This is a genomic window from Olleya sp. HaHaR_3_96 (genome assembly GCF_019278545.1).
In the GTDB taxonomy this organism is placed as follows: Bacteria; Bacteroidota; Bacteroidia; order Flavobacteriales; family Flavobacteriaceae; genus Olleya.
Genome location: NZ_CP058987.1, coordinates 1,757,242 through 1,769,662, shown reverse-complemented (window position 1 = coordinate 1,769,662; position 12,421 = coordinate 1,757,242). Strand labels below are relative to the sequence as shown.

12 protein-coding genes are annotated in these 12,421 nt (G+C 33.4%); 6 read left to right on the top strand and 6 right to left on the bottom strand.

What is annotated here, in order from left to right; genetic code table 11:
- The first annotated feature begins 65 nt into the window (after positions 1 to 65).
- Positions 66 to 2,069: an excinuclease ABC subunit UvrB gene (uvrB, locus tag H0I26_RS07610; protein WP_101017552.1), complete on the top strand. Its 2,004-nt coding sequence runs from the start codon at positions 66 to 68 to the stop codon at positions 2,067 to 2,069.
- 146 nt (positions 2,070 to 2,215) lie between these two features.
- Positions 2,216 to 2,536 (top strand): DUF1456 family protein, encoded by a 321-nt coding sequence (locus tag H0I26_RS07605; protein WP_101017550.1) that lies wholly within the window; start codon positions 2,216 to 2,218, stop codon positions 2,534 to 2,536.
- Positions 2,537 to 2,572: 36 nt separating this feature from the next.
- Here H0I26_RS07605 and sucC read toward each other — a convergent pair whose 3' ends face one another.
- The gene (gene sucC, locus H0I26_RS07600) at positions 2,573 to 3,763 is read right to left on the bottom strand and encodes an ADP-forming succinate--CoA ligase subunit beta (RefSeq protein WP_218701685.1); all 1,191 of its coding nucleotides are present in this window, start codon (positions 3,761 to 3,763) and stop codon (positions 2,573 to 2,575) included.
- A gap of 199 nt (positions 3,764 to 3,962) precedes the next feature.
- Between sucC and lysA the strand changes: the two genes are divergently transcribed.
- The 3 genes from lysA (at position 3,963) to H0I26_RS07585 (ending at position 7,336) form a co-directional block, all read left to right on the top strand.
- Entirely contained in the window at positions 3,963 to 5,168 is a 1,206-nt protein-coding gene (gene lysA, locus H0I26_RS07595) for a diaminopimelate decarboxylase (protein WP_218701684.1), read from the top strand.
- A gap of 277 nt (positions 5,169 to 5,445) precedes the next feature.
- Positions 5,446 to 6,945 carry a sensor histidine kinase gene (locus tag H0I26_RS07590; protein ID WP_218701683.1) on the top strand — a complete coding sequence of 500 codons (1,500 nt, stop codon included), beginning with the start codon at positions 5,446 to 5,448 and terminating at the stop codon, positions 6,943 to 6,945.
- Positions 6,938 to 7,336: a response regulator gene (locus H0I26_RS07585; protein WP_218701682.1), complete on the top strand. Its 399-nt coding sequence runs from the start codon at positions 6,938 to 6,940 to the stop codon at positions 7,334 to 7,336. Before H0I26_RS07590 ends, H0I26_RS07585 begins: the two co-directional genes overlap by 8 nt.
- A 102-nt stretch (positions 7,337 to 7,438) precedes the next feature.
- Here H0I26_RS07585 and H0I26_RS07580 read toward each other — a convergent pair whose 3' ends face one another.
- The 5 genes from H0I26_RS07580 to H0I26_RS07560 all read right to left on the bottom strand — a co-directional run bounded on the left by H0I26_RS07580 (position 7,439) and on the right by H0I26_RS07560 (position 11,463).
- The gene (locus H0I26_RS07580) at positions 7,439 to 8,008 is read right to left on the bottom strand and encodes a hypothetical protein (protein WP_218701681.1); all 570 of its coding nucleotides are present in this window, start codon (positions 8,006 to 8,008) and stop codon (positions 7,439 to 7,441) included.
- Between the two features lie 2 nt (positions 8,009 to 8,010).
- On the bottom strand, positions 8,011 to 8,583 hold the full coding sequence (locus H0I26_RS07575; protein WP_256935293.1) for a murein hydrolase activator EnvC family protein: 573 nt from the start codon (positions 8,581 to 8,583) through the stop codon (positions 8,011 to 8,013).
- A 25-nt stretch (positions 8,584 to 8,608) separates the two neighbouring features.
- Entirely contained in the window at positions 8,609 to 9,067 is a 459-nt protein-coding gene (locus H0I26_RS07570) for a type II secretion system protein GspG (RefSeq protein ID WP_218701680.1), read from the bottom strand.
- A 3-nt stretch (positions 9,068 to 9,070) separates the two neighbouring features.
- Positions 9,071 to 10,468: a M20/M25/M40 family metallo-hydrolase gene (locus tag H0I26_RS07565; RefSeq protein WP_218701679.1), complete on the bottom strand. Its 1,398-nt coding sequence runs from the start codon at positions 10,466 to 10,468 to the stop codon at positions 9,071 to 9,073.
- A gap of 116 nt (positions 10,469 to 10,584) precedes the next feature.
- Positions 10,585 to 11,463 carry a PPK2 family polyphosphate kinase gene (locus H0I26_RS07560; protein WP_218701678.1) on the bottom strand — a complete coding sequence of 293 codons (879 nt, stop codon included), beginning with the start codon at positions 11,461 to 11,463 and terminating at the stop codon, positions 10,585 to 10,587.
- A gap of 187 nt (positions 11,464 to 11,650) precedes the next feature.
- On the opposite strand from H0I26_RS07560, the gene H0I26_RS07555 reads away from it, so the two are divergent.
- Positions 11,651 to 12,406 carry a hypothetical protein gene (locus tag H0I26_RS07555; RefSeq protein ID WP_218701677.1) on the top strand — a complete coding sequence of 252 codons (756 nt, stop codon included), beginning with the start codon at positions 11,651 to 11,653 and terminating at the stop codon, positions 12,404 to 12,406.
- The last annotated feature ends 15 nt before the right edge of the window (positions 12,407 to 12,421 follow it).

The window sequence follows — 12,421 nt, the reverse complement described above, 5'->3', positions numbered from 1 at the left end:
CAATCTAATAAACCTTTAACCTTACTTTAAATAAATAACTCCGTTATATTCTGTAATTTTGTTTTATGAAATTCAAAATACAATCAGAGTTTAAACCAACAGGAGACCAACCTAGTGCTATTAAGCAATTAGTAGCTGGTTTGGATAGCCAAGACAAGTATCAAACTTTATTAGGTGTTACTGGTTCTGGTAAAACTTTTACGGTTGCTAACGTCATAGAAGAAACGCAACGACCAACCTTAGTTTTAGCCCATAACAAGACTTTAGCAGCGCAGTTATACTCTGAGTTTAAACAGTTTTTTCCTGATAATGCTGTCGAGTATTTTGTATCCTACTACGATTACTACCAACCGGAAGCTTATATTCCAACATCTGGTGTCTACATAGAAAAAGATTTATCTATTAACGAGGAAATAGAAAAAATGCGACTAAGCACCACCTCTTCCCTATTATCTGGGCGTCGTGATGTTATAGTTATCGCATCAGTGTCTTGTTTATATGGTATAGGTAACCCTGTCGAATTTCAAAAAAACGTAATTACGATTGAAATTGATCAACAAATATCGCGTACAAAATTATTACATCAATTAGTACAAAGTTTGTATTCACGTACAGAAGCCGATTTTAAGCATGGAAATTTCAGAATAAAAGGAGATACTGTAGATATTTTCCCTAGTTATGCAGATGATGCCTTTCGTATTCACTTTTTTGGAGATGAAATTGAAGACATTGAATCCTTCAATATTCAAACGAATGAAGTAGTGGAAAAATATGAACAACTTACCATTTACCCAGCAAACATGTTTGTAACATCACCCGATGTATTACAAAATGCCATAAAATCGATACAAGACGATTTAGTAAAACAATACGATTATTTTAAAGAAATAGGGAAACACCTAGAAGCAAAACGTCTAAAAGAACGCACCGAGTTTGACTTAGAAATGATAAGAGAATTAGGATATTGTTCTGGTATCGAGAATTACTCGCGTTACCTTGATGGTCGTGATCCAGGCACACGTCCTTTCTGTTTACTAGATTATTTTCCGGACGATTATTTAATGGTAGTGGACGAGAGTCATGTCACCATATCCCAAGTACACGCCATGTATGGTGGTGACCGAAGCCGAAAAGAAAACTTAGTAGATTATGGTTTTAGATTACCTGCTGCCATGGACAACAGGCCTTTAAAATTTGAAGAGTTTGAAGCCCTTCAAAACCAAGTCATTTATGTTAGTGCAACGCCTGCCGATTACGAACTACAAAAAACAGATGGTCTCTACGTAGAGCAAATCATACGTCCCACAGGTTTATTGGATCCTATTATTGAGGTTAGACCTAGTCTTAACCAAATAGATGATTTAATTGAAGAGATTCAACTTCGTGTTGAAAAGGACGAACGTACTTTGGTAACGACTTTAACCAAACGTATGGCTGAAGAATTAACGAAATACTTAAGCAGAATTAATGTACGTGTAAATTACATACACAGTGATGTGGATACTTTAGAGCGTGTTCAAATCATGCAAGATTTACGTAAAGGTATCTACGATGTATTGGTTGGTGTTAACTTACTGCGTGAAGGCTTAGATTTACCCGAAGTCTCTTTAGTTGCTATTTTAGATGCCGATAAAGAAGGTTTTTTACGTTCTGCTAGATCTTTAACCCAAACGGTTGGTCGTGCTGCACGTAACCTTAACGGAAAAGCAATTATGTATGCAGATAAGATCACTAAAAGCATGCAAAAAACAATGGACGAAACAGAATACAGGCGAGAAAAACAGATTGCGTACAACACCTCCAATAACCAAGTTCCAAAAGCTTTAAACAAAAGTTTAGATAGTGCTTTAGGAAAAAATTCTGTAAGTACTTATAGTTACGAATTAGAAGCTGCTCGTGCTGCAGAGCCTGAAAGTGAGTATTTATCTAAAGGGGAATTAGAAAAGAAAATTAGAGAAAAACGTAAAATGATGGAAGGTGCAGCTAAAGCTTTAGACTTTATTATTGCGGCCAAATTACGTGATGAAATTAAAATGTATCAAGGGAAATTAGAAGAACTAAAAGTTTAGTACACTATTTAAATAATAGTGATTCAAAAAAATAAGATGCGCACCTTAAACCATCTAATAAAAGCCTGTTAGTAAAATAACGTGTAAACAATAACGTATCAACTTTACAAGTTTGTACTTTTGCACTTATAAATAATAAGACTATGATGACAAACAACGATATTTTAAAAAAGCTGAGAGTAGCGCATCAATTGCGTGATACAGATATTGTGGATATCTTAGCTTTGGTAGACTTTAGAGTTACTAAATCAGAACTAAATGCTCTTTTTAGACGTGAAGACCATCCTAACTATGTAGAGTGTGGTGATCAGATTTTACGTAACTTTTTAAATGGTTTAGTAATCCACTTAAGAGGACCAATGCCTAAAAAAGGAGAGAAACCATCTGGCGACGATTCCGCGAAAGCGAAACCTAAAAAAATAGACTTAAACAAAACGTACAATAAGTCACAAAAAAAGAGCAACTAAATAGTTGCTCTTTTTTTTATTATATACATTAAAGTATTAAGCTAATACTGCTTGTACTTTATCTGCTGCTTCTTGGAATTCTGTAGCACTCATTACATCTAATCCAGAATCGTCAATTAATTTTTTAGCGATATCTGCATTAGTACCTTGTAAACGTACAATAATTGGTACAGTAATGTTACCCATGTTTTTATAAGCATCAATTACACCTTGAGCAACACGATCACAACGAACGATACCACCAAAAATGTTAATTAAAATTGCTTTAACAGCTGGATCTCTTAAAATAAGTTCGAAAGCAATTTCTACTCTTGCTGCATCTGCAGTACCACCAACATCTAAAAAGTTAGCTGGCTCTCCACCTGCTTGCTTAATTAAATCCATAGTTGCCATCGCTAAACCAGCACCATTTACCATACAACCCACGTTTCCGTCAAGGTCTACATAGTTAAGTCCTTGCTCTCCTGCTTCTACTTCAATAGCATTTTCTTCACGTAAATCGCGCATTGCTGCTAAATCTTTATGTCTAAATAAGGCGTTATCGTCAATCGTTACTTTAGCATCAACTGCCATTATTTTGTCATCACTAGTTTTTAAAACTGGGTTGATTTCAAATAATGAAGAGTCTGACTTGTCATAAGCAGTATATAATGCTGTTACAAATTTAGTCATGTCTTTAAAAGCTGCTCCTGATAATCCTAAGTTAAAAGCAATTTTACGTGCTTGAAAAGGTAAGATTCCTGTTGCAGGATCGATTTCTTCTGTAAAGATTAAATGTGGTGTTTCTTCAGCAACAGTTTCAATATCCATTCCACCTTCTGTAGAATACATAATCATGTTACGTCCATTACCTCTATTTAATAATACAGACATATAATATTCTTCTGGCTCAGAATCTCCAGGATAGTATACGTCTTCACATATTAATACTTGGTGCACACGCTTACCTTCTGCTGAAGTTTGAGGTGTTACCAAATCCATTCCTATAATTTCTCCAGCGATAGTTTTAACTGCGTCTAAGTTTTTAGCCAACTTAACTCCACCACCTTTACCACGTCCACCAGCATGAACTTGCGCTTTAACAACGTGCCATCCTGTTCCAGTATCTTCAGTTAATTTTTTAGCTGCAGCAACCGCTTCTTCAGCATTTTGTGCTACAATACCACGTTGGATACGTACGCCAAAGCTGCTTAATAATTCTTTTCCTTGATATTCGTGTAAATTCATCTTGTTTAGAGTAAAATTTTAGAATAACAAAAGTAAATAATCACATTTACTTACCCTAATATTTAATTATGAAAAAAGTTAACAAAATGAAGAATTTATAAATTGTTAAATAATTAACAATTTGTTTTAAATATGTAATATTATTATAATTAAATTTTTTAATACCACTAAAAAAATATCTTTGATCAAAAATTAAAAGATGCAAAACAGTCAATTACTTAAGATAGCAGAGGACTTTGGGAGTCCTGTATACATTTATGATGCAGATATTATAGCTGCGCAATACAATCGTTTAACCTCTGCTTTTAAAACTGTAGATCAATTAAAAATAAATTACGCTGTTAAAGCGTTATCCAATATCTCGGTTTTAAAATTAATGAAACAGCTCGGTGCTGGACTAGACACAGTGTCTTTGCAAGAAGTACAATTAGGATTAGCTGCTGGATTTGCTGCCGAAAACATCATTTTCACCCCAAACGGCGTCTCGCTACAAGAAATAGAAACTGTTGCGGCATTAGGGTGTCAAATTAATATTGATAACCTTTCTATATTAGAACAATTTGGAACTAAACACCCTAAAACACCTGTTTGTATAAGAATTAATCCACATGTCATGGCTGGTGGAAACACTAATATATCTGTTGGACATATAGATAGTAAATTTGGAATCTCCATACATCAGATTCCGCATATCTTAAGAATTGTTGAAAACACAAAAATGAATATCAACGGAATCCACATGCATACTGGAAGTGATATTTTAGATATTGATGTCTTTTTATATGCTAGTGAAATTTTATTTGAAACTGCTAAAAACTTTAGACATTTAGATTTTATAGATTTTGGATCTGGTTTTAAAGTCCCTTACAACACTGGAGATATAGAAACCAATATCGAAGAGTTTGGAGAAAAACTAACAACCCGATTTAATGCATTTTGTGCTGAATATGGTAGACCATTAACTTTAGCTTTTGAACCAGGGAAATTTTTAGTTAGCGAAGCTGGACAATTTTTGGTGAATGTAAACGTGGTTAAACAAACAACCTCAACAGTTTTTGCACAAGTAGATAGTGGTTTTAATCACTTAATTAGACCAATGCTGTACGGCTCACAACATAGTATTAGAAATATTTCTAACCCGGAAGGCCGCCAGCGTTTTTATAGTGTTGTTGGTTACATCTGCGAAACGGATACTTTTGCAACCAACAGACGTATTTCTGAAATTAATGAAGGTGACATTTTAGCTTTTAGTAATGCCGGCGCGTATTGCTACTCTATGGCTAGTAACTATAACTCGCGTTACAGACCTGCAGAAGTACTAGTTTATAACGGAGACGCTCATTTAATCAGAAAAAGAGAAACATTTGATGACATTTTAAACAATCAAATTGAAATTGATATATAACAAGGCACTCTTGTTACTATTTTAAAAAGCCATTTCTAATATAGAGGTGGCTTTTTTAATACCAAAAACTAAAAGAATACACCCCTTACCAGAAAAACCTCTTAACGTTAAAAAGCGCTTTTCACGGAGCTAAATAATACACTAGCAATTTGAGTTTTGCGTTTTAACCCCAAAAAACGCATTTAATCTAAAAAAAATATTATTTTCGATTCAAAAAGAAGGATAACAACAAATAATTCTATCTTTTTATAATATTTTCTAACAAATTCCCTTAAATATGTTAACTGATTCCAACCAAACCATATTGTCTGACGAAATTCATGACAAAGACTTTTTGACAACCATTGAAAATTCACTCGCTATAGGTTCTTGGGAACTTGATGTTATAACTAACACCTTAAAATGGAGCTCTTTTACTAAAAAAATACATGAAGTTAATACAGATTATATTCCTGATGTAGAACATGCTATTAATTTTTATAAAGAAGGAATACATAGAGAAAAGATTACAAAACTATTCAACAATGCCTTAGAAAACGGAAAAAACTTTGATGACGAATTTATAATTATTACCGCTAAAGGCAACGAAAAATGGATACGATCTATTGGTCACCCCAAATGCGTAAACGGTAAATGCACAGCCGTACGAGGAGTTTTTCAAGATATTACAACAAAAACAATTGAAAACAAAAAAACGATTTTAAAAGAAAAACAATTTAGATCTCTTTTTAACTACTCACTAACAGGCATGGCACTTTTAAGTCTAGAAGGTAATTGGCTTAAAGTAAATCACGGTATTTGTAAAATTCTTGGCTATACTGAAAAAGAGTTCTTAGAATCTAACTTTTTAAAACAAACCCATCTAGAAGATAAAGAAATAGGTGAAAAAGAGCTAAAACTTATGCTCTCGGGACAATTAGATAATCATCAAATAGAAAAAAGATATTTACATAAAAACGGATCTAGTATCCATTGTATTTTATCCTTAATAATTGTTAGAGATGTTAATGGAGATCCTAAACATTTTATAGCTAATATTAATGATGTGTCTGAAATAAAAAATGGGCAAAAAAAAATAACAGACCTACTAAAGGTAACCTCTAAACAGAATGACAGGCTGATTAATTTTGCTCACATCGTCTCTCACAATTTAAGATCTCATGGCGGCAATTTAGACATGCTTTTAAAATTAAAAAAAGAAGAATATCCAGAATCTATTACTAACGAATACTTTCCGCTTATCGAAAAAGCAGTCGATAATTTAAATGAAACTATTCAAAACCTAAATGATGTTGCGCTATATCACACTTTAGATAACAACAAACTAGAATCTTTAAACCTGTTACACTATACTTCAAATGCTTTAAAAACAATTAAAGGGTTGACAATAGCTAATTCTGTTCAAATTGATATCGCCATAGATCAAGAAACTACGATTAAAGCTATACCAGCCTATTTAGATAGTATTATTATAAATTTTTTAACCAACGCTATTAAGTACAAAAGACCCACTGTTAATCCCATAATAAAAATAGAAGCCTTAAAAAAAGACAATCGCACACTCCTAACCATTACGGATAATGGTCAAGGTATTGATTTAGAGAAACATGGAAACAAATTATTTGGTATGTATAACGTGTTTCATAAACACAAAGATGCCAGAGGCCTTGGGTTATTTATTGTAAAAAACCAAATAGAAGCTATTGGTGGCAAAATAAACGTTGAAAGCGTTGTTGGAAAAGGCACTAAATTTATAATACATTTTAATCATGACTGATCCCATAAACTTAATTTGCATTATTGACGATGACCCGATCTATGCTTTTGCGGTACAAAAACTTTTTAAGATGAATAACTTTTCTAATAAATGTGTTGTTTTTAAAAATGGACAAGAGGCTTTAGATGGGTTAAATAATATCCATAATAGACACGACGCTTTACCAGACTTGATTTTATTAGACATCAATATGCCAATAATGGATGGATGGCAATTTTTAGAGGCTTATAAAAACACAGACCTACACAAAAAAACCCCCATTTTTATCACCAGTTCCTCTGTAGACAACTTAGATGTTAGTAAAGCAAAAACGAATGACCTAGTTAGAGGTTACGTCAATAAACCACTCAATTTAGACAGCTTGACTCTAATTAAAAGCAAGTGTCTTTAATTATAACACGCTTGATAAAACGTTAATTCATTTTGAATACAACGTAAAAAGCGCACAGTTTTTAGTTTGTCAAGCTGTGTTTTCTAGGATTATCAAAATGACTTATTTATCCTTTTCTATTTTCCCAGAAAAGTGATTTACTTTTGAATTCATCGGATTACCTGTAATACGTCTAAACGATGCTATTTGTCCGCAGTGCCAAACAGAATCTGATATTGGTCCATTAATATTATTCCAAAACGGAATTTGTTTATCACCAAAAATGATTTTAAATTGAGAGATATCTTCAGATTGACTTAAAATATCGGAGGCTTGTTTTAAATTATTCAAAGTAGCAACACGCTTTTGTTCAAAAGTAAAATCGTTTTGCTCTTTTACATTCTCTTTTTTTACTGTTGAATTCAAAATTATTTTTGACAAACTATAAATATGATCCACTGTCTCACCTGATGTTCTCACCGAATCACTTGGTTTGTAAAGAAGATCTTCTTCCGTTAAACCATCTGTTGCATGATAAAACCGAAACCCTAAAGCATCTATTTGTCTTGCAGCAACTGTACCTGCTGTAAATTTTTCTGATGGTTCCGGTAATTCGTAATATGGTAAGTCTTTATTTTGAGAAAGCATTGTAGTTGTTATGATTAAAGTAAGAAAAAAAAATTGTGTTTTCATTATCATCTATTGTTATTAATATAATCAGTTGGATTCAAGTATCCTTCAGTTTCCTCAGAATATCCAGGACCAATTGGCAGGTTTAACACATCCCTTATCTCCAAATGCAAATGCGCTAAATAAGCACCATCAGCTGTACCAATGGTTCCAATAATAGCCCCTTTTATTATGTATTGCCCTTCAGACACTAGGATAGAACTACAATGCGCATACAGTGATTCTGTTTTAGATTTATCAGGATTGTGATGCACCATTCTAATCACCTTACCCCAACCTCCTTCTATATCCTCTGCAAAAGACACATAACCATTTGCGATAGCATAAATTGGATCTCCTAAATCCGTATTACCCCCCCCAACACCATTCCAGTCATCTCCTAAATGGTAGTTCTCTTGAAATCCTTGTGCATTATAATAGAGCTTTGCATCTGGTTTACCAACAGGAAAATCATACCCATTAGTGACTTTAAAAGTATCTAGCACTTTCTTTTTAAGTTTAACCACGTCTTCCTTTGCATCTTGTTTTGTAGCATCGATAGCTAATTGTCCTTCTTTTTTACATTGAAAAAAAAGCAAACAACATAAAAACATAACTTTATAATTATTCCACATCGTCATCTGTATTTAAAATCCCATCCGCACCTTTTGAAACTAAGTTGTAATCTGTCCCATCTTTTGTAACACTATAAGAAAAGGCATTCCCCCAAGCATCAAGAGTCAAATTTCTGTGCAAAGGGTTATTTCTAATAATCGTGTTTAACTGTTTTGGATATGTACTGAATTGTTTTTTTTCAGCTTTAAGTAATTCATGAATTTGCGTCATCTGTTTATTCATAACATTTTGGTCTTTATTTATAAAAAGTAGAAAACAAACTGGAAAAGTAAGCACAACAAGTAAAAACAATACTCTTAAATAAATTTTGCTTGAGGGATAAACCATAAGCTGTTTTGGCAACCCCTGCTCCTTTTCGTATTTACGTTGTGCTTTTTTCTTTTTCCAGAATTTGAAATCTATAAAAAAGAAATAAATATCAATTAAAAATTCAGATAATAACTCCAAAATTTAATCTTTAAATTCCTTAACCTGTGACATATCACTTGTTCCGTACTTATCAAACAAATACACTAAGCTTGTCATTGTTGCTGTACCAAGCTCCAACTCACGTTTATTTACCGCATCAAACGTATCGTTTGCGGCATGATGATGATCAAAATACCGCTGAGAATCTGGACGTAGACCAGCCATTACAATCGTTTCATTTTTTAATGGTCCAATATCCGCACCACTGTATCCTTTTTCAAAATAATGAATGAGGTATGGTTTGAATAAAGACTCCCAACCTAACACTTTATTTAATACAGCTTCACTACAATCAAAACTAAATCCACGCGGCGAAAACCCTCCTGAATCACTCTCTAAAGCAAAGACATGATTTTCATTTTTACGTTTAGCCTCTTCAGCATATTTTTTTCCGCCACGTAACCCGTTTTCTTCATTCATAAATAGCACAACTCTGATGGTACGTTTAGGTTTGATTCCACTTTCTTTTAATAATCTGATCACATCCATAGATTGCACTACTCCTGCTCCGTCATCATGAGAGCCATCTCCTAAATCCCAAGAATCTAAATGTCCCCCAACAACCATAAACTCATCTGGAAATTCGCTTCCTGTAATTTCACCAATAACATTATAGGACAATACGTCTTCAAACTGCTGACAGTTTTGTTTAAAATAGAATTTTAAATTCGTGTCTTTTTGTAATGCTTCAGACAGCTTATTAGCATCATTTGTACTAATTGCTGCGGATGGTATGCGTTGGTCGTTTGATAAATCCATATACCCCATGCTTCCTGTATGCGGCAAATCATCTTGACGCAAGTTTAAAGATCTTACTATAACTCCAACAGCTCCCAATTTACTAGCTTCATAGGCACCTGCGTACCGCTGTTTAGAACAGCCACCGTAAGCTTCAAAAGTGTGTATTAACTCCGGATTCATTGCACCATTAAAAAACACTATTTTACCTTTAACCTTTGTTCCAAGTTCTGCCAATTCCTCAAAGCTCTTAACTTCTATAACTGCTGCTTCTAATCCTGAATTTGCTGTTGCAATAGAACCTCCTAAAGCACAAATATTGACATCAAACCGACTAGTATTAGTTGTAAAATGTGCGACCTCTTTATCGCCACGCTCCCATTTTGGAACCATCACTTCTTGCAACCACACCTTATCTAAGCCTAATTTTTCTAGTTCTGATTTTGTGTATTGCACTGCTTTTTCTGCACTTACAGACCCTGATAAACGACCACCTATTTGATTTGACAAATGATCTAACCATTGATAAGCTTTTCCATTAGTTAAAGATTGACTGTAAATGGTTTTTAATGCGTCTTGATCTGATTGAGCTGTGACGTTTAATGATAGCAAAAAGGTTATAAATAATGCTAGTTGTTTCATGATAGGTTGCGTTAGTGATTGAACGGTTTGTCTGAGCTCCTCGCAGAGAGCGAGTAGTGAAAGCGCGACCTTTATCCTGAACTACATTCAGGATAAAGGTAACGTCCAAATTAATATTACTCGTTGTTTAATTGGTCTTTATACAAATGTAGATTGGCTTTAGTTTTATCATCCAACTCTGGCTCTTTTATGTCTTTATACTCTTTTAATGTATCATATAAAATTTGTGCTACGATTAATCGTGCTGTGTGCTTATCGTCTGCTGGAATATTATACCAAGGTGCATTTTCTGTGCTTGTTCTATTTATAGCATCTTCATAACAATCCATATATTGATCCCATAGCTTGCGCTCTTTTAGATCGCCTGCAGAAAATTTCCAATTTTTTTCTTTTTTATCCAAACGACGTAGTAAACGGTTACGTTGTTCGTCTTTTGATAAGTTCATAAAAAATTTAAAAACTAAAGTCCCATTATCAGTTAAGTGCTTCTCAAAATTATTGATTTGCTCAAAACGCTTATCCCAAAAGCTCTCGTTGACATCGTCAATACTATGCACAAAAGACAACTTTTCTCCCAAAATATATTCAGGATGTACGCGCGTCACTAATACGTTCTCATAATGTGTACGATTGTGCACTCCAAATTTACCTCTTGCTGGTAACTTAATGTAGTGACGCCAAAGGTAATCATGCTTTAACTCTAGCTCGGTAGGCACCTTAAAACTCATAACCTCAACACCTCTTGCATTAAAATCTTTAAAAACCTCGCGTATTAAACTATCTTTTCCAGACGTGTCCATACCTTGTAAACATACTAAAACAGAATATTTACCATGTGCATACATGGTATCTTGAAGATCTCCCAACTTACGTCTTACTCGTTTCAGTTCTTCTTCCGTAGTATCCTTATCTGCTCCTAAATCATGTTTACTTGGCAAGTCACTTAATTTAATTTTTGAAGTGACTTTATGGTCAATAGCATTGATGTCTTTCATTGTTCAAATTTATTTAATAAATATAATGCAATTATTTTTACTCCTCGCTTTAATCAGTTTCAAAATATTGAAATCACATAGAGAACAGGAGTTCAAAACATGCATATCACCGATTAAAAGATGTTTTATATCGTTTAATTGCAAGATTATGTTATTTTCGCAAACCCAAATTAAAAATATTCTACTTATGAAAAAAAAACATTTACTCCTTGTTTTATCTATCATCTTTTTAAACACTAGTCATGCTGCTGTATATCAAGAAGGTGATGTACATACAAACCTTAGAATAGTTAGTAAAAATATAACAGAAGGTATTAAGTCTTATAATTTTGAAGGATTAAAGTATCATGCTAGATTAGCAAAAAAATCTATTGAAACAACTAAGAGTCTATTAGAATCTACAGATTGCACTGCTACTTATGACTTATCACAAAGCATCTCTACCTATCTAGACACTGCACTATTAGGTGATGATTTGGCGGCTGGACGATCTTATTTATATATGGCTGAAGAATTAATAGACAAAACCTTTTATGAATATGAAGTTTGCACGACTGTACAAGACGACGTTAGTGAAACTTCTTCTGGGAGTAACAATGAATTATCGCAATTAGAACAACAACAAGCAGACTTAAAGAGACAACAAGCAGAATTAGAACAAAAGGCTAATGACTTAAAAAGAAAACTTGAAGAGCAAAAGGTCAAAGAATCGATTTTAGAAAAAGAGGTTTTTATGACACAGCAAGACAAAACAATAGCTGCGAATATAAAAGGGTATAACGATTTATTGAAAAACTGCAATTGTAACGCCACCGTCAGTACCACTTCTGAAGACAAAACAACATTAACATCTAAATCCATAGAAGAATTAAAGTCCTATTATTTAGATAAAATAATACGCACAACAGAAAATTATCTTCAACTACTACACAGTTGTAAATAATAGTAACAAAATAAA

What these genes read in the sequence shown, in the direction of transcription:
- uvrB (WP_101017552.1), top strand. Translation starts at nt 66, where the DNA reads ATGAAATTCAAAATACAATCAGAGTTTAAACCAACAGGAGACCAACCT.
- H0I26_RS07605 (WP_101017550.1), top strand. Translation starts at nt 2,216, where the DNA reads ATGACAAACAACGATATTTTAAAAAAGCTGAGAGTAGCGCATCAATTG.
- H0I26_RS07585 (WP_218701682.1), top strand. Translation starts at nt 6,938, where the DNA reads ATGACTGATCCCATAAACTTAATTTGCATTATTGACGATGACCCGATC.
- H0I26_RS07580 (WP_218701681.1), bottom strand. Translation starts at nt 8,008, where the DNA reads ATGAAAACACAATTTTTTTTTCTTACTTTAATCATAACAACTACAATG.
- H0I26_RS07560 (WP_218701678.1), bottom strand. Translation starts at nt 11,463, where the DNA reads ATGAAAGACATCAATGCTATTGACCATAAAGTCACTTCAAAAATTAAA.
- H0I26_RS07590 (WP_218701683.1), top strand. Translation starts at nt 5,446, where the DNA reads ATGTTAACTGATTCCAACCAAACCATATTGTCTGACGAAATTCATGAC.
- sucC (WP_218701685.1), bottom strand. Translation starts at nt 3,763, where the DNA reads ATGAATTTACACGAATATCAAGGAAAAGAATTATTAAGCAGCTTTGGC.
- lysA (WP_218701684.1), top strand. Translation starts at nt 3,963, where the DNA reads ATGCAAAACAGTCAATTACTTAAGATAGCAGAGGACTTTGGGAGTCCT.
- H0I26_RS07555 (WP_218701677.1), top strand. Translation starts at nt 11,651, where the DNA reads ATGAAAAAAAAACATTTACTCCTTGTTTTATCTATCATCTTTTTAAAC.
- H0I26_RS07565 (WP_218701679.1), bottom strand. Translation starts at nt 10,468, where the DNA reads ATGAAACAACTAGCATTATTTATAACCTTTTTGCTATCATTAAACGTC.